24 protein-coding genes are annotated in these 25,065 nt (G+C 52.1%); 2 read left to right on the top strand and 22 right to left on the bottom strand.

Annotated elements, in window-relative coordinates; translation table 11 throughout:
* From topA to yfmF, 16 genes are all read right to left on the bottom strand, one after another.
* A partial coding sequence (topA, locus tag AC5OW4_RS07800; protein ID WP_493676846.1) for a type I DNA topoisomerase occupies positions 1 to 1,798 on the bottom strand: 1,798 nt, incomplete at its 3' end.
* Positions 1,799 to 1,879: 81 nt separating this feature from the next.
* Positions 1,880 to 2,662: a DNA-processing protein DprA gene (gene dprA / locus AC5OW4_RS07795; protein WP_072683527.1), complete on the bottom strand. Its 783-nt coding sequence runs from the start codon at positions 2,660 to 2,662 to the stop codon at positions 1,880 to 1,882.
* Between the two features lie 263 nt (positions 2,663 to 2,925).
* Positions 2,926 to 3,549 carry a ribonuclease HII gene (gene rnhB, locus AC5OW4_RS07790; RefSeq protein ID WP_072683528.1) on the bottom strand — a complete coding sequence of 208 codons (624 nt, stop codon included), beginning with the start codon at positions 3,547 to 3,549 and terminating at the stop codon, positions 2,926 to 2,928.
* Positions 3,546 to 4,391 carry a ribosome biogenesis GTPase YlqF gene (gene ylqF, locus AC5OW4_RS07785; RefSeq protein WP_072683529.1) on the bottom strand — a complete coding sequence of 282 codons (846 nt, stop codon included), beginning with the start codon at positions 4,389 to 4,391 and terminating at the stop codon, positions 3,546 to 3,548. The genes rnhB and ylqF overlap by 4 nt, the downstream gene beginning before the upstream one ends.
* 1 nt (position 4,392) lies before the next feature.
* Positions 4,393 to 4,953 (bottom strand): signal peptidase I, encoded by a 561-nt coding sequence (lepB, locus tag AC5OW4_RS07780; RefSeq protein WP_072683530.1) that lies wholly within the window; start codon positions 4,951 to 4,953, stop codon positions 4,393 to 4,395.
* A gap of 65 nt (positions 4,954 to 5,018) precedes the next feature.
* Positions 5,019 to 5,366, bottom strand: a complete 348-nt coding sequence (gene rplS / locus AC5OW4_RS07775; protein ID WP_006060887.1) for a 50S ribosomal protein L19 — start codon at positions 5,364 to 5,366, stop codon at positions 5,019 to 5,021.
* A gap of 122 nt (positions 5,367 to 5,488) precedes the next feature.
* The gene (gene trmD / locus AC5OW4_RS07770) at positions 5,489 to 6,268 is read right to left on the bottom strand and encodes a tRNA (guanosine(37)-N1)-methyltransferase TrmD (RefSeq protein ID WP_072683531.1); all 780 of its coding nucleotides are present in this window, start codon (positions 6,266 to 6,268) and stop codon (positions 5,489 to 5,491) included.
* Positions 6,265 to 6,771, bottom strand: a complete 507-nt coding sequence (gene rimM, locus AC5OW4_RS07765; RefSeq protein ID WP_072683532.1) for a ribosome maturation factor RimM — start codon at positions 6,769 to 6,771, stop codon at positions 6,265 to 6,267. The genes trmD and rimM overlap by 4 nt, the downstream gene beginning before the upstream one ends.
* 48 nt (positions 6,772 to 6,819) lie before the next feature.
* A complete protein-coding gene (locus AC5OW4_RS07760; RefSeq protein ID WP_006060883.1) occupies positions 6,820 to 7,074 on the bottom strand; it encodes a KH domain-containing protein in 255 nt (84 codons plus the stop codon).
* A 3-nt stretch (positions 7,075 to 7,077) separates the two neighbouring features.
* The gene (gene rpsP / locus AC5OW4_RS07755; protein WP_006060882.1) at positions 7,078 to 7,350 is read right to left on the bottom strand and encodes a 30S ribosomal protein S16; all 273 of its coding nucleotides are present in this window, start codon (positions 7,348 to 7,350) and stop codon (positions 7,078 to 7,080) included.
* Between the two features lie 101 nt (positions 7,351 to 7,451).
* Positions 7,452 to 8,840: a signal recognition particle protein gene (gene ffh, locus AC5OW4_RS07750; protein WP_072683533.1), complete on the bottom strand. Its 1,389-nt coding sequence runs from the start codon at positions 8,838 to 8,840 to the stop codon at positions 7,452 to 7,454.
* 136 nt (positions 8,841 to 8,976) lie between these two features.
* Positions 8,977 to 10,101: a sensor histidine kinase gene (locus AC5OW4_RS07745; protein WP_072683534.1), complete on the bottom strand. Its 1,125-nt coding sequence runs from the start codon at positions 10,099 to 10,101 to the stop codon at positions 8,977 to 8,979.
* On the bottom strand, positions 10,091 to 10,780 hold the full coding sequence (vanR, locus tag AC5OW4_RS07740; RefSeq protein WP_006060879.1) for a VanR-ABDEGLN family response regulator transcription factor: 690 nt from the start codon (positions 10,778 to 10,780) through the stop codon (positions 10,091 to 10,093). Before vanR ends, AC5OW4_RS07745 begins: the two co-directional genes overlap by 11 nt.
* Before the next feature lie 80 nt (positions 10,781 to 10,860).
* Complete coding sequence (locus AC5OW4_RS07735) at positions 10,861 to 11,217, bottom strand: single-stranded DNA-binding protein (protein ID WP_072683535.1); 357 nt, start codon at positions 11,215 to 11,217, stop codon at positions 10,861 to 10,863.
* 185 nt (positions 11,218 to 11,402) lie between these two features.
* Positions 11,403 to 12,701 (bottom strand): EF-P 5-aminopentanol modification-associated protein YfmH, encoded by a 1,299-nt coding sequence (yfmH, locus tag AC5OW4_RS07730; protein WP_072683536.1) that lies wholly within the window; start codon positions 12,699 to 12,701, stop codon positions 11,403 to 11,405.
* Positions 12,685 to 13,956 carry an EF-P 5-aminopentanol modification-associated protein YfmF gene (gene yfmF / locus AC5OW4_RS07725; RefSeq protein ID WP_072683537.1) on the bottom strand — a complete coding sequence of 424 codons (1,272 nt, stop codon included), beginning with the start codon at positions 13,954 to 13,956 and terminating at the stop codon, positions 12,685 to 12,687. Before yfmF ends, yfmH begins: the two co-directional genes overlap by 17 nt.
* Positions 13,957 to 14,240: 284 nt before the next feature.
* Between yfmF and AC5OW4_RS07720 the strand changes: the two genes are divergently transcribed.
* Together AC5OW4_RS07720 and AC5OW4_RS07715 are read left to right on the top strand one after the other, a co-directional pair.
* Positions 14,241 to 14,840: a cysteine hydrolase family protein gene (locus AC5OW4_RS07720; RefSeq protein WP_072683538.1), complete on the top strand. Its 600-nt coding sequence runs from the start codon at positions 14,241 to 14,243 to the stop codon at positions 14,838 to 14,840.
* 3 nt (positions 14,841 to 14,843) lie between these two features.
* Complete coding sequence (locus AC5OW4_RS07715; RefSeq protein WP_072683539.1) at positions 14,844 to 16,286, top strand: nicotinate phosphoribosyltransferase; 1,443 nt, start codon at positions 14,844 to 14,846, stop codon at positions 16,284 to 16,286.
* Positions 16,287 to 16,864: 578 nt separating this feature from the next.
* On the opposite strand, the gene AC5OW4_RS07710 is transcribed toward AC5OW4_RS07715, so the two are convergent.
* The 6 genes from AC5OW4_RS07710 to AC5OW4_RS07685 form a co-directional block, all read right to left on the bottom strand.
* The gene (locus AC5OW4_RS07710) at positions 16,865 to 18,829 is read right to left on the bottom strand and encodes an alginate lyase family protein (RefSeq protein WP_072683540.1); all 1,965 of its coding nucleotides are present in this window, start codon (positions 18,827 to 18,829) and stop codon (positions 16,865 to 16,867) included.
* 124 nt (positions 18,830 to 18,953) lie between these two features.
* Positions 18,954 to 19,910 carry an ABC transporter permease gene (locus tag AC5OW4_RS07705; RefSeq protein ID WP_072683541.1) on the bottom strand — a complete coding sequence of 319 codons (957 nt, stop codon included), beginning with the start codon at positions 19,908 to 19,910 and terminating at the stop codon, positions 18,954 to 18,956.
* Positions 19,907 to 20,998 (bottom strand): ABC transporter permease, encoded by a 1,092-nt coding sequence (locus AC5OW4_RS07700; protein WP_072683542.1) that lies wholly within the window; start codon positions 20,996 to 20,998, stop codon positions 19,907 to 19,909. Before AC5OW4_RS07700 ends, AC5OW4_RS07705 begins: the two co-directional genes overlap by 4 nt.
* On the bottom strand, positions 20,995 to 22,527 hold the full coding sequence (locus AC5OW4_RS07695) for an ABC transporter ATP-binding protein (protein ID WP_072683543.1): 1,533 nt from the start codon (positions 22,525 to 22,527) through the stop codon (positions 20,995 to 20,997). The genes AC5OW4_RS07700 and AC5OW4_RS07695 overlap by 4 nt, the downstream gene beginning before the upstream one ends.
* A 203-nt stretch (positions 22,528 to 22,730) precedes the next feature.
* Entirely contained in the window at positions 22,731 to 24,068 is a 1,338-nt protein-coding gene (locus AC5OW4_RS07690) for an FtsX-like permease family protein (RefSeq protein ID WP_072683544.1), read from the bottom strand.
* Positions 24,058 to 24,990 (bottom strand): ABC transporter ATP-binding protein, encoded by a 933-nt coding sequence (locus AC5OW4_RS07685; protein WP_493676845.1) that lies wholly within the window; start codon positions 24,988 to 24,990, stop codon positions 24,058 to 24,060. Before AC5OW4_RS07685 ends, AC5OW4_RS07690 begins: the two co-directional genes overlap by 11 nt.
* Between the last annotated feature and the right edge of the window lie 75 nt (positions 24,991 to 25,065).

The raw sequence follows: 25,065 nt of genomic DNA, 5'->3' as shown, positions 1-25,065 counted from the left end.
AGTTCAGGCAGCTGATGAACTTGCCGAAGCGGCCCTGGCGGATGACTAACTCGCCGCCGCAATCCGGACAGAGCTCGCCGATTTTTTCCGGCTCCATCTTTTCCATATTTTGATAGGCATTGTCGACCAACGGTTCAAATTTGTCGTAGAACTCCTTCAGCGACTGCACGTGATCACGCCCGCCCTCGGCGATTTCATCCAGCTCGGTTTCCATGTTCGCCGTATAGCGGACGTTGATGATCTCGTTGAAGAATTCTTCCAGCTTCTGCGAGGTCAGCTCACCCTGTTCAGTCGGGAAAAAGACTTTCGTCTTGCTTGATTCGCTGGCTTTCTTCAATTCGACGTAACCGCGCTGCTGGATCGTGTCGATGATCATCGAATAGGTCGACGGACGACCGATGCCCTCCTCTTCCATCTCCTTGATCAGCCGGGCTTCGGAATACCGCAGCGGCGGTTCCGTAAAGTGCTGATTGCCCAGCAGCGAAACCGGCGTGCATTGCTGGCCCTCGCTGAGATCCGGAAGCAGCACGTCCTTGCTGGACTCATAGTCGGAAACCATTTTTAAATAACCGTCGAACGCCAACTGCGTGCCGCTGGCGTTGAAGTCGTAGCCGTTAATCGACAGGACAACGCTGACGGTGTTGGATTTGCTCGGCGCCATTAACGAAGCCACGGCGCGGGCATAAATCAGCTTGTAGAGCTTGTACTGATCCGGCGTTAAGTATTTCTTCACCTTGTCCGGCTCATTTTCCAGATTTGTCGGACGGATCGCTTCATGCGCGTCCTGTGAATTTTCATCATTTTTAATCTTGTACTTGCCCCAGTATTCCTTACCAAAGCGACCGACAATAAAATCGTGCGCGGCTTCAATAAAGACGTTGCTTAACCGCGTGGAATCGGTACGCATATAGGTGATCAGACCTTCGCTGTGATCTTCCAGTTCGACGCCTTCGTACAGCTTCTGCGCGACCTGCATCGTCTTCTTGGCGGAAAAACTCAGCTTGGTGGACGCTTCCTGCTGCAGCGTCGAGGTGATTAACGGCGGCTTGGCTTCCTTTTTGCGGACCTGCTTCTTTAACGCGGTCACGGTCATCGGTCCCTGGCAGGCAGCCAGCGCCTCGTCGGCCTGTTCCTTATTTTTAATCTCCGCCTTCTTACCCTGAATCTTGGCTAACGCCGCGCTGAATTCCTTATCGTCCTCTTTGAACTTGGCGTCCAGCGTCCAGTATTCTTCCGGCACGAACGCTTTGATTTCTTTTTCCCGCTCGACGATCAGCTTTAAAGCGACCGACTGCACGCGGCCGGCCGACTTGCTGCGAATCTTGGATTTGAGCAGCTTGGACAGCTTAAAGCCGATGATCCGGTCGAGAATCCGACGGGTTTCCTGGGAATGGACGAGGTCCATATCAATTTTACGCGGATGATCAAACGCCTGCAGCACCGCATCCTTGGTGATTTCGTTGAACACGACGCGGTTGTCCTGGTCGACGTCCAGCTTCAATTCGCTGGCTAAATGCCAGGAAATCGCTTCCCCTTCGCGGTCGGGGTCGGTTGCCAGATAGACTTGATCGGCTTTCTTCGCCTTGGCTTTCAATTCTTTGACGGTTTCTTTTTTATCATCGCTGATGCTGTAAGTTGCTTTGAAATTGTCGTTGACGTCGACGCCCAGGCCATCCTTTCCTTTAATGGCCAGATCGCGGATATGTCCCTTGGAGGAAACTACTTCGTAATCCTTACCCAAGTATTTTTCGATTGTTTTTGATTTTGACGGCGACTCGACAATGACTAAATTTTTCATCGTCATCCTCCTTACTACTGAGTCCTTCTCAGTTCCAATAACCTATATTGCCATAACTTCAAGGAAATTACAAATGTCTTTTTAAAATTTCATGGTTTTAACACGGTTTTTACAGGCTTGACGCCGTTCCTGCGGCGTTCGCGTCAGCTGGGAGGGCTCCATTAGAATTTCCGCGCCCTGACTGATCAGCAGGTTGCAGCCCTCGCCTTCCTTATTCATTGCGGGATAGGGCAAACACCAGACCTCCCGGTTCAGCTCGATCGCTTCGTTGACCGTCAGCATCGTGCCGCTGTGAAATCCCGCCTGCATGACGACGATCCGGTCGCTCAGCGCGGCGATCAGCCGGTTGCGCCAAGGAAAGTGATGCTTCAGCGGCGGCGTCTGAGGCGGATATTCGCTCAGCAGCAGATTGGCTTTCGGCAGTTCCGTATATAAATCACGGTTATACGCCGGATAGGGCCGGTCCAGTCCGCAGCCGGCGATTCCGATCGTGCCGCGGCATAACCGCAAGGCTGCCCGGTGGGCTGCCCCGTCGATCCCCAGCGCCAGCCCGCTGACGATCACCTCGTCCTTTAACGCCCCGCAGCAGCGTTCCGTCATCGTTAAGCCATAGCGGCAGGCTCGCCGTGAACCGACGATCCCCGTCGCCGGCAGATCGGCTAGCGCCAGATTCCCCTGGTAAAACAGAATCCAGGGCGGAAAGCGCAGCTGCCGCAGCAGCGCCGGATACTCCGCATCCGCCCAGGTCACATACGGAACGGCAATCGCTGGGCAGGGTGGTTTCTCTCCCCGTTTCAGTCCTTCCGTGATCTTTTCCCATTCCCCCTGATAACGCAGGGCCAGCCCTAAAATTTGTTTCCGCATATCTTCACCGAATCCCTTCTATAAAAGATATACGCAGGATTTTCCAAAAATCCTGTTTTTTTTACCAACAGCCCGTTTTTTTTACCGTTAAGCCTAAATCACGTTAAAAATCGGCCAATGGCTGTTCCAAGGATTCCGCAGTTCCGGTCCGCCCTCCTCGAATCCCCGCGATCCTCAAAAGCAAAAAAATGATCCGTAAGAGGCAGACCATTTTCTTTCCTTGTTCAATCTCACTTATCTCAACGGTCGGGAAATGATCACGATCAATCCAAATCCAGCGTCATCTGATTCATCCGGGCAACCGGACCGTAGCTTTTGCGGTAGAATGGCAGCACGCCGTATTTCTCCATCGCTTCCAGATGCGCTTTGGTCGGATATCCCTTGTGCCTGGCAAAGCCGTAGTCCGGATATAAGCGGTCGTAGCCCAGCATGATATGATCCCGTACAACCTTCGCCAGAATACTGCCGGCCGCGATTGACAGGCTCTTCTGATCGCCTTTGATGATCGACAGCGTCGGCTTGGCGCAGTGAAGCAGGGGCATCGCATCGGTCAATACGGCTTCCGCGTTAATTTCACAGGCGATTTCTTCCATCGCTTTCTGCGTTGCGCGGTAGATATTGAGCGTGTCGATTTCTTCCGGGGTGACGATTTTAATCTTGTAGCAGCGGGCTTCCCGCAGGATCAGCGAAAACAGCTTCTCCCGTTTTTTCTCGCTCAGCGCTTTGGAATCGTAGATTTCAGAATTCGCGTAGCCGATGTCGAACACGGCTCCCGCCACGACCAACGGCCCGGCAATCGGTCCCCGACCCGCTTCGTCGATGCCGACGACATGCTTGCCCTGATCCCAGAAGCTGCGCTCATATTCCAATCCAGCCTGATGATTCATGCCGGACGCTCCCAGCTGATCGGTCCCAGCTTATCGTTGCGGATTTCGTTGATCACCATGTCGATCGTGCGCGTGAGGTCTGCCTCGCCCTGCTTATTCAAATGCTTGCGGGCAACGGCGATCTGCGTCAAAAGCGCATAGGGATCCGCGGCGAGGTTCTCCAGCGCGTAGCGTTCCTTTAACCGCTGAGGCTCGTTGACGCTGAGCCATTTCAGGGCATAGACCACGACCTCCTCCTTCGGTAAGATTTCATCGCGGATCGCGCCGGTCAGCGCAAGATGAAAACCGACGGTCGGATCTTCAAATTTCGGCCACAGCACACCCGGGGTATCAAGCAGCTCGACATCCTTGTTCAGCTTGACCCACTGCAGGGAACGGGTAACGCCCGGCCGGTCTGCGGTCTGGGCGATCTTCTTGCCTGCGAGCCGGTTGATCATCGTGGATTTGCCGACATTGGGCACGCCGACCACCATCGCGCGGATGGCGCGCGGCCGGATTCCCCGGCGGATCATCCGTTCGATTTTTTCCTTCATGACTTCCTTGCAGGCCTGCGTCAGCTTCGGCACAAACGAGTCGTGAAGCAGATCGGCGGCGATGACCAGCGTCGTATCGTCCTTCAGCTTCTCGATCCACTGCTGGGTGATTTCCGCTTCGCCTTTATCTTTTTTTGACAGCACGATCAAACGGGGTTTCATCTGGATGATTTCATCCAGCATCGGATTTTTGGAAGACAGCGGAATCCGGCAGTCGCGCAGCTCGATCACTAAATCGACCAGCTTTAAATTTTCCTGCATTTCCCGTCTGGCTTTTGTCATGTGCCCGGGAAACCACTGAATGGTCATATCAATGCACTCCTATCTGTTGAAACGGGAACAGCACGACAACGTCCTTCGCCTTGATCTGTTCCTTCTTAAACGGGCCGTACCAGCGGGAATCGCTGGAATACGGACGATTGTCGCCGAGCATGAAGTATTCGTCATCCGCCAGCGTCACCGGTCCAAAATCCTGGGTGAAGCTGCCGTTGGCGCTCTGGCTGCGCTTGTAGTCCTGATCGAAGAAATCTTCTGCCACAGCTTCGCCGTTGACAAGCAGCTGATCCTGACGGTATTCGATCGTTTCCCCCGGCAGTCCGATCACGCGCTTGACAAGATATTCCTTCTTCTCCGGCACATAGATGATCGCGATATCAAAACGCTTTAAGCCCTGCATCCGGTAAGTCAGAATATTGGAAAACCCGATCGCGTTGTTGTGCAGCGTCGGATACATGGAATCGCCGTCGACCCGCACCGGCCGGATTAAAAACCGCGTGCACAGGAACACGACGACGATGCTGATCAGCAGCATCTTCAGGAAATCCAGAATCTCCCGTCCCCAGTTGATCGGCGCTTGTTTGTTTTCTTCCATGGCAACTCCTCCCTGCGCCGCTTTGGGGCGCAACAAAAGAAAAAGCCGGATAGCTCCGGCTTCGACTAGCGAATTTCTTTGATACGAGCCGCTTTGCCGGACAGGCCGCGCAGATAGAACAGCTTGCTTCTTCTGACCTTGCCTCGACGGACGACGGTAATCTTGTCGATGATTGGCGAATGCAGCGGGAATGTTCTTTCAACGCCGACGCCGCTGGACATTTTACGAACCGTGAAGGTTTCAGCGATGCCGCTGCCCTTCTTCGCGATGACCAGACCTTCGAACGCCTGGATACGGGACTTGTCGCCTTCTTTGATCTTGACGTCAACTCTGACTGTGCAGCCCGGACGGAATTCCGGAATGTCGGTACGGAGCTGATCTTTTGTGATTTCGTTGACTAAATTCAGATTCATACTTTTTCTCCTTTTCAAATCTCGATTTTATCCGATGCTCATTCATTCAGCAGAATCAGCGGAACATGGACGCTATTAAGCTGTATTATTATAACATACGCGAGGTCAAAAAGCAATCCTTTTTATTCCAGATTCTCCTGATTTTCCGGACTTTCTGATTGCAGAAATGCCTCCGCTTTCGCTTCTTCCTCTTCCAGCACTTCATCCAGAAGCTTCCGTTCTTCCTTGGTGAAGCTCCGGTTTTCCAACAAGTCCGGACGCACCTGGAGCGTCAGCCGCAGCGACTCCTTCAGCCGGAATTTGCGGATGTTTTCATGATGGCCGGAAAGCAGCACCTCCGGCACGGTGTGACCCTCATAATCCACCGGCCGGGTATACTGCGGATATTCCAGCAGGCCGTTCTCAAACGATTCATCGAGATGACTTTCTTCCGTGATCACGCCCGGCACCAGGCGCGTCACCGCATCGGTGATCACCATGGAAGCCAGTTCGCCGCCGGTCAGCACATAGTCGCCGATACTGATCTCCTCGTCGACATACGCGCGGATCCGCGCATCGAAGCCCTCGTAATGACCGCACAAAAGAATCAGGTGATCCTGTTTTACCAACTCGCGGGCCTTGGCCTGGTTAAATTGCTGGCCGGTCGGTCCCATCAGCAGCACCCGGCTTTGGGGCGTCCGGACGCTTTTCAGACAATCGAGCACCGGCTGGCATTTCATGATCATCCCCTGACCGCCCCCGAAAGGATATTCGTCGACGCGGTTGTGCTTATCGTCGGTAAATTCGCGGATATCGACCGCTTCAATTTCCGCCAGCCCCTTCAGGCGGGCTTTCTTGATGATCGACGTCGTCAAAAAGCCCTCAAACATTTCGGGGAACAGCGTCAGGATCGTGATTTTCATAACAGTCCCTCGATCAGATCGAGCGTGATCGTTTTGGCCTGCAGATCAACCTGCTTCACAAAAACGTCGATGTACGGAATTAACGCCTGCTTGCCGTCCGGTTTTTTCAATCGGATCAGATTCTGCGCCGCCGAGGCTTCCATCCGCACGACAGTCCCCAATTCGTTCCCCTGCGGATCAATCGCTTTTAAGCCCTTGAGCTGGAAGAAATAATATTCACCCTCCGCTAAGGGCGGCAGGGCGTCCTGATCAACTGCCAGTTCGCAGCCCTTGAAATGTTCTACCTGATTGATGTTCGTCACGCCTTCCAGCAGCACAAGCAAAAGACCTTTATGTTCCTTAACCGACGCGATCGTGACCTCTGCCTCACCTTCCGGCAGGCAGACGATCAACGTCTGTCCCGGCGCAAAGCGTTCTTCAATGAAATCCGTATCCGGAACCACCTTCAACTCTCCGCGGATACCAAAGGTGTTGACAATTTTGCCAATGATCATTTTCTTCATCCGGCTTCCCCCTTCTCTGCTTTGAAAAAAGGATGCAGGGCATCCTTCTTAATACGACTCAAATTTTACCGAAATCCGGCGGTTTTCGATCCGGGCCGGCACGTTCATCAGCTGCCGCAGCGCGGAAGCCATGCTTCCCTGGCGGCCGATCAAACGGGCGATATCCTCGCTCTTGGCATACACCACTAACAGGATCTCGTTTTCGTTAAGACTTGGCAGCGACTTCACTGAAACACTGTCCGGGTCTTCCACCATCGGCTTGACCAGGTTCAGTAAGACTTTCTCCAGATCGAGTTCTGCCATACTTTACTTCGCGTTTTTTTCTTCGTGCAAACGCTTCATCAGACCTTCGCCGGACAACAGATTGCGAACTGTATCGGAAGGCTGCGCGCCGTTTCTCAGCCACTTCATTGCCAGATCCGCATCAATCTTAACGGTAGCCGGATTCGTTGTCGGATTGTAGTATCCGATCGTTTCGATGGAACGTCCGTCTCTTGGGAAGCGGGAATCCGCAGCGACTATTCTGTAAAACGGAGCCTTCTTAGCACCCATTCTCTTTAAACGCAGTTTAACAGCCATTTTTCTATACCTCCTGAAAATTACTTACTCATCATATCATAAAAAGAAAGCCTGTCAAGTGTTTTTCCTTTACAGGCTTCATTTTCTTGTATTTCTGCTTTTTACCACTTGCGGCGGCGTGGGTTCAGCGGGATGTTCATGCCCTTCTTCTGCCCCATCAGAGCGTTCATATTCAGCTTGCCGCCCTTTTGCATCTGCGCCATCTGCTTCATCATCTGGCGGGTCTTCTCAAACTGATTGACCAGCGCGTTGACTTCCTGCACGGTCGTGCCGCTGCCGGCCGCAATTCTTTTCTTGCGGGAGGCGCGCAGAATACCCGGATCCTGACGTTCTTCCCTGGTCATGGACAGGATGATCGCTTTGGAACGATTCATCTGCTTCGTTGTCTTTTCATCGTCAAGCTGGGAAGCGAACTGATTGAGTCCCGGAATCAGCTTCATGATGCTGCCTAAAGAGCCCATCTTCTGAACCTGTTCGACCTGTTGAAGCATATCGTCCAGCGTAAAGGTGCCTTCCATCATCTTGCGGGCGCTCTTTTCGGATTGTTCCAGATCCATCTTTTCCTGGGCCTGTTCGACTAAGGTCATGATGTCGCCCATACCGAGAATCCGGTCGGCCATGCGGTCTGGATAGAAGACGTCGAGATCTTCCATCTTTTCACCCAAACCGATAAATTTTACCGGCACCTGAGTGATCGAACGGACGGACAAGACGCCGCCGCCGCGGGAATCGCCGTCGAGTTTGGTGACGACTAAGCCGGTGACGTCCAGCTTTTCATGGAACGCCTGCGCGACGTTGATGATATCCTGACCGGTCATCGCGTCGACGGTTAACAGAATATCGTCCGGTTTGGCAATTTCCTTGATCTTCGCCAGTTCTTCCATCAGCGCTTCGTCGATGTGCAGACGGCCGGCCGTATCGATCAACACAATATCCGCGCCGATTTCCTTCGCATGCGCCAGGCCCTGACGGACCGTTTCCACAGCGTCGGTTTCCGTTCCCAGCGAGAACACTTCGGCCCCGACTTCCTTGCCTAACGTCTGCAGCTGCTCAATCGCCGCCGGACGAATGACGTCCGCCGCGATCAACATCGGATGCTTATTATATTTTCGTTTTAACAGCGAAGTAATCTTGCCGACAGACGTGGTTTTACCGGTTCCCTGCAGACCGACCATCATGACGACGGTCATGCCGGATTCCTTAAAGTTCAGCGTCGCTTCCTTCTCACCTAAAAGTGCGACCAGTTCGTCGTGAACGATCTTAACGACCATCTGCGACGGATTCAGCGAGGTATAGACCTCCTGCCCTACCGCTTTATCCTTAACCTTTACTAAAAAATCTTTGACGATCTTGTAATTGACGTCCGCTTCCAGCAAAGCCAGCCGGACTTCCCGAAGCATGTCGTCCATGTTTTTTTCAGTCAGTTTGCCCTGGCCGCTGATATTCTTAAACGCTTTATTCAGCCGCTCTGTCAACGATTCAAATGCCATACTTGTTTCTTCCTTTCCTGCAAATTTCTTATCCGGGATTTATTATACCAAGAAATCCGGGGCAAAGCACCTGTTTCAGCGGTTTTTGCTCAAAATCAAAAAAAGAAGGCGCAAACACAGCCTCCTTTTCTCCTTTTCAAGCTTTATCCAGCGGTACTTTCCGGACTGTGTTTTTAGGCAGAGCGCGAAAGTGCAGATGGAATTCAATCCGCTTGCCCTGACCGACAGCGTTGATCGTGCCGCCGTGCATCTCCACGATATCCCGGGCGATCGCCAGTCCCAATCCCGCGCCGCCGGTAGCGGCGCTGCGCGAAGGATCCGCGCGGTAGAACTTCTCAAATAACAGGCTGATCTGATCGTCGCTCAGCTGCGGTCCGATATTGGCGAACATCAGCTCCACCCCGCCGGCGTTTTCCTGCATGGTGATCTCGATATCGCTGTTCCTGTCGCAATACGCCAATGCATTCCGCAGCAGGTTATCAAATACCCGCGCCAGTTTGTCGGCGTCAGCCTCGATCATCACGCCCTCTTTCAGCTGCAGCCTGCACTGAACCTGCCGCTCCTCAAACAACGGATAAAACTCGTCGGTCAGCTGCTGCAGCATGACGCTTAAATTCACGGGTTCTTTATTGAGCGTCTGTTTCTGCAGCGCAAACCGTGTAATATCAAAGAATTCATTGATCAGACTTTCCAGCCGATAGCTTTTCTCCAAAGCGATCTGCGTGTATTTCCCGCGCAGTTCCTCGCTGATTTCTTTCTCATCGTTCAACAACGACAGATATCCGATAATCGAGGTCAGCGGCGTCTTTAAATCATGCGCCAGATAAACGACCAGATCATCGCGCTTCTGTTGTTCCTGCTGCTGCGCCTGTTCGCTGCGCAGCGTTTCAAATTTAATCGAATTCAGCTGATTCTCAATTTCCTTAAAATCCGTCGGCAGCACGACCAAATTCTCATCTTTATTAAAAACCTGGTTGATCGAGGTGATGATTTGTTCCAGATAGTTCGAAGTCTTACGGATCGTAAAATAGATGACGATCATAATCGTGCCGGAACCGATTAAAAACAACAGCGCCGCTTTGTTGCGTACGCAGAACCGATACAGGTCGCTGTCCAGTGAGAATAGAAAATTCGCAATAAAATCATTTAAAATTCCATCGACCAGCCGCAGTCCCAGTAAAAGCAGCAGAATCGCGCCGACAATCTGCAGGCTTAACTCCAGAAACAGCCGGATCTTAAATCGTCGCAGGCTATTTTTCAATTTTATACCCCATTCCCCACACCGTCTTTATGAATTTCGGATTGCGCGGCTGTTCGTGCATCTTTTCGCGGATGCGCCGGATATGGACCATCACCGTATTGTTGGACTCGAAGTATTTTTCCTTCCAGATGCTTTCAAACAAATCCTGCGAACTGATGACCTTGCCCCGATTCTCACACAACATCTGAAGAATTGAAAACTCCGTCGGCGTCAGATTCAGCTTTTCTCCATACAGCGTGCATTCATGCGTGCTGCAATTTAAGATTAATCCCTGAAAATCAATGATATTATCGTCCCGCTTCTGGGAATTATAGCGCATATACCGGCGCAGCTGCGCTTTGACGCGGGCTGTCATTTCAACCGGATTAAACGGCTTGGTGATGTAATCGTCAGCCCCGATTGTCAGCCCCGTAATCTTATCAATATCCTCGCCTTTGGCCGTCAGCATGATGACCGGATAATTATAATGGCTGCGGATTTCTTCACACAGATGAAATCCGCTGCAGTCAGGAAGCATGACGTCAAGAACCGCAAGGTCAAATTTGTGGTCCCGAATTAACTTCAACGCTTCCGTTCCGCTGTACTCCACGGTTGTTTGAAAACCTTCGTTTTTCAGATAAACTGAAACCAGCTGAGCGATTTCCGCATCGTCGTCGACGATCAGGATTTTCTCATTCATCATTATCCCTCATTTCGATTTCAAGTATAGCTTATAAACGGATTTCCAACAATCTGCAAATTCTTACAAAGAAATAAACGTCACACCGCCATTTCCGCTAACGGCGGATTGTTGAGCGGTTTCACTGAAATAAACGAAACCTTTTCCGCCACGATCTCCGCGTTGTAATACATCTGCCCCTCCTTCGGCTCGTAATTGTGCGCCTGCAGCCGGCCTTTCACCGCGACAACCGAACCGGGACGCAGTAAATCCGCGCAGGTTTCCGCAATCCCCCGCCACAGCACAACATTAAAAACATCCTGATCATACTCGCCATTGCTGTTGCGGAATCCGCGGTCGACCTCCAGCAACATCGTCGCGATTTTTGTGCCGGCCGCTGTCAGCCGGATTTCGGGAATTTCTTTGACCTTTCCTACTAATACCATGAAATTTAACATAGCTTTCCTCCTTGCTGCTTCATTATGCCGCAGACCTTCCCCGCTGGCAAACCGGCGAATTCAACCTTTTTTTCATAGTTAGCTGGAATTATCACGCGGAAAATATGCAAAAAAAACGGAGAAGTCAGAATTCTCCATTTTTTGATTTTTTTCTAAATTTTATTTCAGCACCGTCAAAAGGACTGTTAAGCCTCAGTCTGACCTCTGGCCGGACTGATTTCCACGACGCTGCGCTGATCAAATTTCAAGGCCTCGAACGCTTCCTGCACCTGCTTCTGATCGAGCTGACCGATGATTTCCAGGGTATCAAAGAAACTGACGCCATTGAACTGATTTCGAATCATCGCCACCGCAATATCCTCCATATTGTTAAACGTCCGCATCGCTTCGCCGAAATACCGCCGTTTTAACAGCTGCAGCTGCTGATAGTCGACAGCCCGGTTCTTCAACCCATTCAGCTGTTCTTCGACAAATCGGGTAAACGCCGCGGCGTCTTCCGTTTCATTATAGAACATCATCATTGCGTAATCCTTGCCCAGATCAATTTCATAACCAAAGTAATCGTTGATGATTTCATTGTCCAGCCATTTTTGATAATCCGGATTCAGCGCGCTGAAATGCGATTCCAGCAGACACCGAATCGCCCACTCCTGGCGCACCCGCTCTTTGGCCGAGGTCTTCAGCGGCGCAAATTTATACGCCACACTGACCTTGCGGACGGCGACGTCCATCGGGATGACCGTATGGCTGGACACCACCGTCTGGGGTTCCTCTTCCAGATACCTTCCGACATCCTTGACCGGCTCAAACGACTTCGGCTGCTGATTTTCCTCAATCCATTCCAACAACGTTTCAGGGTCCTGCGGTCCTGCGACGATCAACGTCATGCGGGAAGGATGATAGTTCAGCTTGTAACAATCCTCCAACAGCTGCCGGGTTGTGGCGTTGACGCTTTTTTCATCCCCGCCGATATCACGGTTAAGCGGATGCTTGTGATACAGCGCCTTAAACGTTTCAAAAATCAACCGGCTGTCCGGCATCTGCAAATACATCTTCAATTCCTGATTGATGATGCCTTTTTCCTTTTCCACCGATTCGTCGGTAATCCGCAGATCCTGCACAAAGTCAAGTAACAGATTCAGCGGTTCCTTCAGATCACCATGACTGGTCGTGAAGTAATAACACGTTTCGTTGTAGGAGGTAAACGCGTTGACATTCGCGCCCATCCGCGAAAAATCATCCATGACGTCGCCTTCATCCGACTCAAATAACTTGTGTTCCAGAAAGTGCGCGATTCCGCTTGGAAAATCAAGATGATTGCCGTCCTTGTCGATCTGTCGGTAGTCCAGAGCGCCGTAGGGCGTCGCAAAGACCACGGCTGTGCTGACAAATTCCGGCTTATGCCAGAAGATCAGGTTTAATCCGTTATCCAGCGTATGCGTATACCACGTTTCGTCAAACTGCGCGTTAACAATTTTCTTCATGGACGTCCTCCTTCTGAATTAATGCGAACACCGCTTTGCATTCCATCGCGGCAAACAGCTTCATGATGGCCTTGCGCGTAACGCTGCGGATCTGGTCGCTGATCTGCTCTAGCGTCTGCGTCTGTTCCAGCAGACAGTTCTGGAATTCCCGGTTGATCATCGAGAGTGGATCATCCTCGGAAGCGAGGATCGAATTGATCAACATTTCCTTGGCAGTCTCCAGCATTTCCTCGTCGAAAGCACCCTCAGCCATGCGCTGGCGCTGCTGCTCGATCAATTCCTTCACTTCGTCCAGATGCGCTTTGTCAATTCCTGTGCTGACGCTCATTACGCCGTCGTAGGAAAGAATGCTTGAATAGATTGAATAGCACAGACTGCGCTTTTCCCGCACCTCCTGAAACAATAACGACGTCGGCAGCTGGCCGAAGATGCAGCTGCCGGTGCGCAGCGCCCAGTAATCCGGGCCACTCAGCGCAACGTGCGTCGGATACATCATGACAAGCGTCGTCTGATCGATTGAACGGGTTTCAGATTTTTCTTCAGCCGCTTCCTTTTCCGCCAGATATTCGCTTTTGATTTCCAGCTCACGGTCTTCGAATGGGAACGCGTGTTTTAACAGCGAGATCACGGTCGCCGGATCCACCTGTCCCTCCACAAAAATATCAATTCGGTCCTCGCGGATCATTTTTTCATAGGCTTCGCTGACTTGCGCCAGTGTAATTGTTTCCGCTTCTTCCATCGTCGGCAGCACGCTGATGCCTAACGCCTGACCTTCACCCAGCAGTTTCGCGCATTGAGAAGCTGCATAGGAGGCCGGATTGTCGCTGCGGCGTTGGATCATCGCTTTTAAATTGATCATGGCTTCCTTAAATAATGCGTTCGACAGCTGATCCCCGTCTTTCAGCGGATGCAGAAGAAACTGCGAAGCCAGCGCGATCTGCCGCTGCAACAGATCCCCGCCGACATATTTTTCATTCAAAGCTTTGACGCGGAATTCCAGAATCTGTCCCTGACCATAGGTCGTCGTCCGCGCCGACGCGCTGGCGCCATACAATCCATCCAGGCAGCAGGATACCTCCCGCTTCGTCGGATATTTCTCACACCGGTCTGCCAACATCAGCGCCAACACGGTCCTGACCCAGCTGTCCGGAGTTTTCAGTTCATTAAAAAAACGGAATGACAGGATGACATCCTTGAATTTTCCGGTTTCCAGAATATGCATTTCAACATTTTTACAAAGGGTTTCTTTTCTCATCAAACGTTCCTCCTTCGCTACCTAGTATATCCCACTTTCCAGGCAAAAAACAGAAAATCTTTCCTTTTCCCCCGCGATCAGACTGCGAAAGCAGACGCCCGCAAAGGGAGTGCAGCGAACTGACGCGCTGATGATCAGACCCGAAATTCAGCAAAATTCCCGTTTAGAAAAAACCCGTTTTCCTCTTCTATTGAAAAAACAGGACAAATTCGGATGATTTCATTTTCATCGTTTAAAAATTTTGTTATGATAATCAATAAGCAAGAAGAAAAGAGGCCAAAGAGATGAAAACAGAACTTTTTCTGAAAGAAAAAGACGACCGTTCCTTATTGGTCGTCGTCGACATGATCAACGGCTTTATCCATACCGGAGCCTTGGCGGACCCGAAAATTGATCAGATCACCCCAGCCGTGCTGGATACTGTGAAAGCTTATTTAAAGCGCGATTTCCCGATTCTCGCCTTCCGCGACTGCCACAATGAAAGCGCGAAAGAATTTTCCAGCTTTCCGCCGCATTGTTTAAAAGACAGCGAGGAGAGCGAACTGATCAAGGAGTTGAAGCCCTATGCCGATCAATTTATCATCCTGGAAAAGAATTCGACCAACGGTTTTGTTCAGCCTGAGTTTTTAGAAGTGTTCCAGCAGATGACCAATTTGCGTTCCGTGATGATCGTCGGCTGCTGCACCGATATTTGCGTATTGCAGTTTGCTTTATCTTTAAAAGGGTATATTAATCAAAACGATCTGGGTATTGAAGTCATCGTGCCGAAGGATCAGGTCGCAACCTTCGACGCGCCGGGACACAGTGCCAAGGACTATGGGCACTGGGCGCTGAAATTGATGGCCAACGCCGGTATTCATGTCGTGAACAACGAGGAGGAATAACAAATGCAACCCGAAGATTTAATGCTGCTGACCGATTTTTACGAATATACGATGGCGTATGCGTATTTTAAAGAGAATAAACATGAGGAAATTGCCTACTTCGATATGTTCGTGCGGACGATTCCAGACGGCGGCGGCTTCTTGATTTTAAACGGCCTGCACCGGTTTATTGATTTCGTTCAAAACTTTCATTACACGGACGCGCAGATTGATTATCTGCGGCAGACGGGTTACTTTGACGAGGATTTTTTGCATTATTTAAAAACGATGACGATGGACGTGGACGTCTGGGCGATTCCGGAGGGAACGCCGGTGTTCGCCAACGAGCCGCTGGTCACCATCCGCGGCACCTTGATTCAGGCGCAGATTCTGGAAACCATTCTGCTTTTGTGCATCAACTATCCAACATTGACTACAACCAAAGCCTACCGCATCGTCCGTGCCAGCAAGGGCCGGGCCGTCCTGGAATTTGGTTCGCGCCGGGCGCATGGCTTCGACGCCGCCACCGAAGGGGCCCGCGGCGCTTACATCGCAGGCTGCGCCGGTTCCGCCTGCACGATTGCCGGTCAGAAATATGCCGTCCCGGTCAGCGGTACGATCGCCCACAGCTATGTTCAGCTGCATGACAGCGAGCTGGAAGCCTTCCGCAGCTACGCGCGGGTTTCCCCGGACAACTGCATCCTGTTGGTCGATACTTATGACACGCTGCATTCCGGCATTCCCAACGCGATCAAAGTGGCCCAGGAGGAATTGATTCCGAACGGCCACCGTTTAAAAGGAATCCGGATCGACAGCGGCGATTTGGCTTATCTGTCAAAGAAAGCACGGAAAATGCTCGACGCGGCCGGTCTGACCGACTGCAAGATCGTCGTTTCCAATTCGCTGGACGAATTCTTAATCGACGATCTGATCATGCAGGATGCGAAGATCGACACCTTCGGCGTGGGTGAAAACATGATCACCGCCAAATCCACACCGGTCTTGGGCGGCGTCTACAAAGTGGTAGCGCATGAAAAAGATGGTCAGATTATCCCGAAGATCAAGATCAGCGGCAACGTGGAAAAGCTGACCAATCCGGGCTTTAAGAAAATCATCCGGTTCTATGACAAAGAGAATCATCAGGCGATCGCCGATTTATTAGCGCTGCGCGACGAAGTAATTCCGACGGATGAGTATCTGTTATTTGATCCGCAGGCGCCGTGGAAGCAGAAACGGATCAAGGATTATGAAATGCGCGAGCTGCAGGAACAGATTTTCGATCATGGCAAGTTAGTTTATACTGTTCCTACAACGGAAGAAGTTAAAAACTACTGCATGCAGCAGATGGATACGCTGTGGGAGGAAGTCAAACGGCTGCGTTATCCGCATCGGTATTATGTCGATTATTCCCGCCAGCTTTATGATTTGAAACAGGAATTGATTGAAAAGAACACCATTAAAATCTAATTCTTATCTTCTTGAGAACGCGCTCAGCGTTCTCTTTTTTTCATTCTTTCTCCTTTTTTATATTCTTGAAGGCCGCTATCCATTTTTGCGCAAACCGGCGCTGTTTTTTGTTTTACGCAAACGTCCGTCTTACCAGTTGATATTCCGTCTTTTCATCGCTATACAAATCCACAGCTTTTTTGACTTTCGTTATTAAAGACAGGCAGCAGATGAAAATCCGGGGTCTTTATGCCGCTGTATTTTAAAAGGCCTGTTGCCGTCAGTTTATTGATGAATTAAGCGGCGAAGGTCTTTGTGCCGCAATGATTTAATAGACCCGTTGACCTTGACTTTGGACACGATCAGAAAGACCGGCAGTCAAAAAGTTTTATCAGTCAAAAAAAAGCGCTGCATCCCTTTTCACAAAGAGTCAGCGCACTTTAGTTTGCCCTCACGCGAATAAACGTCAGGGATGACAGGCGCTGCCTTTGCAGCGCCGCCTTCCCCTTTTGCCAATTCATTCCAAGCAGGCATTTCAATTTATTATTTTCAGTTTCTTCATGCTTCCCTGCAGCTTTAAACACCCAGTTCCGCCCGCTTTATTTCAGCCGGATCAGCTTTTTCAAGCCCGCTTTCCTGATAATCAAACAGGCCTGGTTGTGCAGCGGCAGCCCTTCGCAATACAAAATCTTCTTTCCCCGGTAAAGCTGCTGATGGAAAATGACGCACGTATAGCTTTCTTCACCCCGGACAAACCGCCAGGCGCTGACTTCCTCTTGCCTCAGCTTTCCGCGGCCCGGCTGCACAACCTCAGCCGGTTCCAGCCGGAAGTCCTCGCCATAAAACAGCTCGTCCTGAAACAACGATCCGCGCATCGTTCCCCGGCTGGCAAGGATTTTATGGTCCTGCAATTCGTTGTAGCGCAGCGAACACGGTCCCTGTTCCACGCTGACCGGCAAGCCTTCATGATGATAATTCAGCTTGACTGTTCCCTGTTTCAACTGCCAATCCGATTGATTGCTGCTGACCTCTGCCTGCGGATCAAGCTGGATCCGGCTGACAACGGTATGCCCGCCCTCACAGAAAATCTCATCACAGACAACCCAGCAGCCCTGCGGAAGCATGATCAGCTTCCGGATGTGCGTCATCTGCGGCTGTTCGGTCAATACGCCCCCTTCCCAATACAAGCCCTCCGGCGTATCGCGGATGAGCGTTGCCAACGGACGCAGAAACCGTTGATAGGTCCAGCTGGAATCCGGCACGCTGCCGGGCTGATCGTCCAGAACCACCGTGTTGTGCGCGCTCATCCCTTTCAGTTCGACGCGGACTGGATGATCCTCACGATAGGTGAAGCGGCCGGGGTCGATCACAAACGGCAGACCCTGGTGGATAATCGAATAATGCAGATTATCCGAATGACCATGACCGCTGCCCAGCTCGCCGTTAAGCACCATCATCCATTCTGCGCTCCGGCCGAAATCACTCCGGCGTACGACGATGCCGCAATCCTGCCCGGCATAGAGCAACGTCTGCGGCGTCTGCTTCGGCAGGGTCTGCAGCTTGCGCCAGGCCGGCATCCCGCCGTTTAAAAGCAGATCGCTGTCGCCCTGATCGCTGCCCATCGCGCGCAGCTGCGGATCGTCAAATAAAATAGCGCCTTTGTTCATGACATCCTCGGCATTGACCCGGTCGGAGTCGCCGAAGGTTTCGATCTGATGATCCGGCATCATCATATGCATCAGCGCCCGAGTCATCGCATGTGCTTTTTCGCGGATTTCATCCGTCAGCGGAATCGGATAATACTGCGCGTAATCCAATACCCGCAGCACATTGTTGAGCACCTCGACATGATACATCGTCGATTGTTCCCAAAGCATGCCATCGGATCCGATCTGAAGCTGCATCTGGGTTTCCAGTTCCTCCAGTGCCCAGCGGTAGACTTCATCCTGCCGCGGATCCTTTCCCATCATTGCCGAGCACACGATAATCCCGCAGGTTTGAATGCTGCCCCAGTTGCTCAAGGTGTATTTCTCAATATAATTCGCTTTCAAATACGCCAGCTGATTCTCTACGCTTGTAAGAATCCATGTCAGCTCCTCTTCGCTCAGCTTTTCCGCTGCTTCCAAAAGCGCTGCGCATTCCAGCATGTTGACCACACGGATGCCGGTATCCAGCGTACGCGTCGACAGACTGGCTTCAATCTGGGGATGCTGCGTGATCCAGTCAAGCAAAAAGTCTTTCGCCTGATCAAGATAGCGCGTATCCTGACTGATCAGCGCCGCTTTGGCCAGCGCCGACCAGTAATCCATGCGGTTGAGCATGAATGTCCATTCCTCGTCGTCATTGAACACCTGATTCCAATTCATCGTTTCCATGGTATGCGGCGTCAGACACCGTTCCATGTCCCACGGATGATCGAACACAAATGTATGCGCGCACAGCTCCCGTCCCCGCTGCATGATTTTTTCCCGCTCCGGACTTTGCCGCAGCAATTCCGCTACCTGCTTGAACTCTTTCTGCGCGACAAGCTGCCGCCATGATTTTCTGATTTCTTCAATCTTCATCAATATCCTCTTTCCTTATCAGCGATGAAATCTGATTTCTTTCTTTATTACTGATTATACCAGAATTAACAGGGAAAAAGAAAAACCGGCTGAATGGAATTGCACAATTTCAGCCGGCTCAGTCTTAACGTTTGCCTGTATCGTATATTTCGCCCGCCGCCTTCGGACCGACCGACTTGCCGGCGAAGATGACCAGCGCGATGATCGTCAGAACATACGGGAACATGCTGAAGAATTCCGTCGGCAGCGTCGCCAGAAACGGGATGTCCTTCGCGTAGAAGCCCAGCGTCTGGGAGAAGCCGAAGAACATGCCGGCGCCTAAGACGCCGAATGGATTCCACTTACCGAAGATCAGCGCCGCGATCGCGATAAACCCGAAACCGTGAATGGTCACGACGGTAAACTGAACGTCCTGGGTCAAGACCATGACGCCCCCGGCCAGGCCTGCCAGCGCGCCGGAAACCAGCACGCCGAAATAGCGCATCCGGCGGACGTTGATGCCCATCGACGCAGAAGCCTGCGGGAATTCACCGCAGGAGCGCATGCGCAGACCGAACGGTGTTTTAAAGACGACAAACCAGGTTACAAAGACGAGGATGATCGTCAGATAGAAGGTCGGATGCACCTGCTTGAAGAACATCTCGCCCAATACCGGGATGTCCTTTAAGACCGGCACATCAATGCGCGTGATACCGCGGATAAACGCCGGGGTACGCTGCTGGTTGAAGAAAATCTGGCACAGATAGACCGTGATGCCGGCCGCCAGCAAGTTCAGCGCCGTCCCGGAAACCGTCTGGTCCGCGTTCAGGTCGATGCTCGCATAGGCATGCAGCAGGGAGAAGACCACGCCGGCCGCCATGCCCGCGATCAAGCCGATCAGAATCGCCGTCTTACTGTTGGCTCCGGTCGGATCCAGCACCACAACCACCGCTGCGGTAACAAACGCTCCGACCAGCATGATGCCATCCAGCGCAATGTTGACGACGCCGCTGCGTTCGCTGAACAAGCCGCCCAGCGCCGCGATGATAATCGGAGCCGAGATCATCAGAGTGATCGTAAACATGTTATAGAACAAACTCATGCTTCTTCACTTCCTTTCTCCGCCGTTTCTTTCTTTTTTGACAACCAGTTCATAATGAAGATGATGCCGTTCTGCATCGCGACTAACATGATGATGGTCGAGGAGATGATCGTTGCGATATCCTTCGGAATCTGCATCGACTGCATCAGCGGCTGCGCCACCTTCAGCAGACCGAACAACAAGCCGGCAAAGAAGATGCCGATCGCGTTGCACCCGCCGACCAGCGCGACGGCGATGCCGTCAAAGCCGTAGTTTTCCGCCGTATTCAGCACGCGTCCGTAGCCGAAGGTGCCCAAGACCATGATCGCTCCTGCCAGCCCGGCCATAACGCCGGAAATCATCATCGCATAGACGACGTTGCGTTCAACCTTCATGCCCGCATAACGTGCGCCCTCGGCATTGAAGCCGGTTGCCCGCAGACTGTAGCCGAACGTCGTCTTCTCAATGACGATGTGATAAACAATCACCGCCAGAATGACGACCAGAATGCCCCAATGCAGGCGGGAATTATTCGTGATCTGCTTGAGAAAATCCGATTTGATCAGCGCCGAGGCCGGCAGATCCACTGTACGGGTCTGGGTTGAACCCGGCAGCGCCTTTAAGATGTAGTTGCAGAAGTACAGCGCGGCATAGTTCATCATGATCGCCGTGACGACTTCCGAGATATTCCGTTTGACTTTCAAAAAGCCAGGTAAAAAGGCCCATAATGCCCCGGCAGCGCCGCCGGCGATCAAACAGACGATCGCGTGCAGCACCGGCGGCAGCGGTACGAGAATGCCGACGACGGTCGCCGCCAGCGCCCCGACCATGACCTGACCTTCGCCGCCGATGTTGAACAAACCGGTGCGGTAAGCGAACCCGACCGCCAGACCGGTCAAAATCAGCGGCATCGAGAAGACGATAAACTCGCCGAAGTAGCGCGGGTTGATCGGTCCCGGCGCCAGGATGTCAAAGCCGCAGAAGCTTTTGACAATCGCCGAGATCAGCAGCACCGGCGATTTCCCGCTGGCGATGACGATGATCATGCCGACTAACAGACCCAGCAGAACCGCGATTAACGGAGCTGCCAGTTTTTCTCTTTTTTTCATGCTTCGCCAACCCCCTTCCGGATCGAACCGGACATCATCAGACCCAGCTCGTTTTCATCCGTCTCTTCCGCTTTGACCCAGCCGGTCAGCTCGCCGTTGAACATCACGGCAATTTGATCAGACAGCGCCAGCACTTCGTCCAACTCCAGCGAAACAAGCAGAATTGCCTTGCCGTTGTCGCGTTCCTGCACGATCCGTTTATGGATGTACTCGATCGCGCCGACATCCAGTCCCCGCGTCGGCTGAACGACGATCAGCAGCTTTGGACTGCGGTCGATCTCCCGGGCGATGATCGCTTTCTGCTGATTGCCGCCGGACATGCTGCGGGTAATCGTTTCCCGGCCCTGACCGCTGCGGACGTCGAACATTTCGATCAGTTCGTCGGTTTTCCTGTCGATCGCCGCCATCTGAAGCAGGCCGTTCTTCGCATACGGCGCTTCGTTATAGCTGTGAATAACCATGTTCTCTTTCAGTTTGAAATCCAGAATCAAACCATGCTTATGCCGATCTTCCGGAATATGGCCCATCCCGGCTTCGATCCGGTGCTTGATTGAGCTGTGCGTGATATCCTTGCCGTTAAGCAGCACCTTGCCGCCTTCCGCCTTCGCCAGTCCGGTCAGCGCATACACCAGCTCCGTCTGTCCGTTGCCGTCGATGCCTGCCACGCCGACAATTTCACCGGCGCGCACCTGCAGACTGAAATCCTTCACGCCTAAAAGCCCCTTGGAGTTTTTGACTTTCAAATGCTCGATCTCCAGCACGACCTTGCCGGGCTGCTGAGCTTGCTTCTCAACGCCGAAATCGACTTCCCGGCCGACCATCAGCTTTGCCATTTCCTCTTCCGAAGTTTCCGCGACCTGAATCGTCCCCATGCACCGGCCGCGCCGCAATACGGTGCACACATCGGCGACTTCCTTAATTTCCTTCAATTTATGCGTGATTAAAATAATCGTCTTGCCTTCCTTGGTCAGATTGCGCATGATTTCCATCAGCTCATGGATTTCCTGCGGCGTCAGCACCGCCGTCGGTTCGTCAAAGATCAAAATGTCCGCATTGCGGTAAAGCATCTTCAAAATTTCGACGCGCTGCTGCATGCCGACCGAGATATTCTGAATCTTGGCATACGGGTCGACGTTCAGCCCGTACATTTCGCTCAGCTGCTGAATCCGCTGCGCCGCCGATTTGATATCCGTGGTATAGAATTTTGTTTTCGGTTCCAGTCCGAGAATAATATTTTCAGTGACCGTAAAGCATTCTACCAATTTAAAATGCTGATGCACCATCCCGATCCCCAGGCTGTTGGCGACATTCGGGTCTGTTATTTTTACTTCCTGTCCCCGCACTTTAATCGTGCCGCGGGTCGGCTGATACAGACCGAATAAAATCGACATCAGCGTGGATTTTCCGGCCCCGTTTTCTCCCAAGAGAGCATGAATGCTTTTTTCCTCTACTTGAAGAGTCACATCGTCGTTGGCGCGGATGCCTGGAAAGTCCTTGGTGATGTTGAGCATCTCTATCGCATAACTCATTATTTTCCCTCCATTAACTATCCAAAATTATAACATACTTCCCTCCTCTCCCGGTGGCTTTTTTTGCGTTTTCCGCTAATAAATGTGACATTTGACACCTGAGCAGTGCTTGTGAACAGAAAAAAGAAATCTGAGCGCTGGAAGACTTCGGCTTCTTTCCCCGCTTCAGGCAATTCAGTAAAGCAACGTTGGACTTCTGATTTTCAGCCTGTCCGGGGCGCCAGCAGTCTTCGCAGAAAACGGCGATTAAACGCGGCAGCCGCAAAAAAATAAATACAATACAAAATCCCAAAGCATAAAACAAACACGCCGCCGATCTGAAACAGAACATCGGGCATCGCCGGAAGCAGCATCGCATTCAATTTGAAATTGACAAAGGGCGCGGCAAGCCCCAGCGAAACAATCCCCATGCCCATGGGCAGACTCAAACCTTCGATAACCTGATAATCAAGCCAGCGGTTCAGCGCTTTCTCACTTTTGCCCAAAGCGTGCAGAATCATAAGCGCGCGCCTCTGCCGCCGCAGTTGAAGTAGCTGCGTTAAGGAAAGCATTGAAAAATAAAGAACCAGAAAGATCAGTCCGATATTGATCTGCAAGAACCCCATCCAGCGCTGCGTCTGCGGATCACCAACAACCAGCCCCTCCGCAAACAACAGCGTGCCGAAACAAAACGCTGTAAACGCGAAGATCAGACAGACACAGAACACCGTGTTAAGAAGTGCTCCGCTTTTCGCCCCGCCGCTGAATTCCGCGATCTTCAGCAAACGGTCATTTTCAAGCAGCGCAGAGGGGCAGGTGCGGCGCAGACCTGAACCTGCGGCATAGACAAACTTGTAAAAAGCGGCAACGCTGAGCAGCAGGGGGATCGCGATGAACGCGATGGAGAACATCATGATTTCCTCGTTTCCGCGAACCAGCAGGATCAGCAGGAACACATAGACCGCCAGACTGACCAGAAAGATTGTCTGCCACCGCTTTCGCTGATCCGGATTCAAAGGCGAATTCCGCCGCTGCTCGGCGAACAGCTGACAAATCTGCAGGCGCGATAATTTCCGGTAAACCGGATAAGCGGATAAAAGTTGGGCCAGCAGAAACCAGACGGCCGTCTGCAGCGCGCTCTGGCCAAACAGCGGCAGCATGTTGGCGAAGATCGCCCCCTCCGGCAGCGAAAAGAGCAGGATCCAACCGGCGCCACAGCCCAGCCAGATTCCCAACAGGCAGCAGAACGCTCCGATCCATCCCAATTCCAAAAGAAGCAGCTGGATCAACCGGCGTTTTTCCATTCCCATTAAAAGGTAAACGGCCAGCTCCTGAGCCCGCTGCGCCACGATGAACTGATTGAGAACCCCGACCAGCAGCACCAGAATTGAAACGATGAGAAGCGGCAGCGCCGCCGTCTGAAATCCGGCCTGCCTCTGTCCTAACGCTGCAACACAATGGGAAAAACACAACAGTGCGGCCAGAATGATCACCGTCATCACATAGACAAAATAATCGCCGGCACTGCGGCAGGCGTTACGCCACGCTAATTTAAAAACCATTCTCCGCCGCCTTTCTTACCGATCCCATCGCGTCCAGAATGCGGGTAAAAAACGCCTGTGGGCTTAAACTTCCCCGCTCGATCACCTTTCGCAGCTGACCATCGTGCATCAACAGGATGCGGTCGCAATAGCTGGCGGATAAAACGTCGTGAGTCGCCATCAGAATCGTCGCCCCCTCCCCGCGCAGCATCGTCAACGTTTTCAACAGCGCTTTCGCCGCCTGACTGTCTAACGCCCCGGTCGGCTCATCGGCCAGAATCAGCGTGGGCTGCGTCGCGATCGCGCGGGCGCAGGCACAGCGCTGCCGCTGTCCCCCAGAAACCTCGCTGGGAAAATGCTGCAGAATCTCAGAGATCCCCAGCCTGGCAGCCCAGTGTTCCACAATCCCTTTAATTTCAGTTTTCGGCGTTTGCTTGATCGTGAGCGCCAGCATCATATTTTCCCGGATTGTCAGCGTTTCCAGCAAATTGTATTCCTGAAAAATGAATCCGAGATGATCCCGGCGAAAAGCCGCCAGATCTGCTTCCGATAATTCCGCCAGATCCTGCCCATCCAGCTCAATCGTTCCGCCGCTGGGCTTATCCATCGTCGCGATCAGATTCAATAACGTCGACTTTCCGCAGCCGGAAGCCCCCATGATTCCGACAAAGCTGCCTTTGTCCACCGTGAAGCTGACGTCCCGCACCGCCTGCGTCAGTACGCCGTCATTCTCATAAACCTTGGCGACATGCTCCAGCCGCAAGACCGGACAAGATAAGCTGGACTTGTCAGCCGGCACCTGCTCATCCCGGCCCAGCCATCCGGCGATCACCTCCAGCAGCACCTGATCTGTTTTTTCCATTAAATCTTCTGCACGGATCAATTCGCCCGAAAATAATTCGCTCAGCGTGATTCCCAACGCCTCGCTTAACGGCGTCAGCAATGCGTAATCCGGCAGCGATTTCCCCGTTTCCCTTAATTAAAGATATTGTTTGGTAAAAAAGAAAGGTCAGTCGAT

The organism is Holdemania sp., from assembly GCF_986127675.1.
The sequence above is the reverse complement of the archived record's forward strand: the minus strand, read 5'-3'. Positions and strand labels throughout refer to the sequence as shown.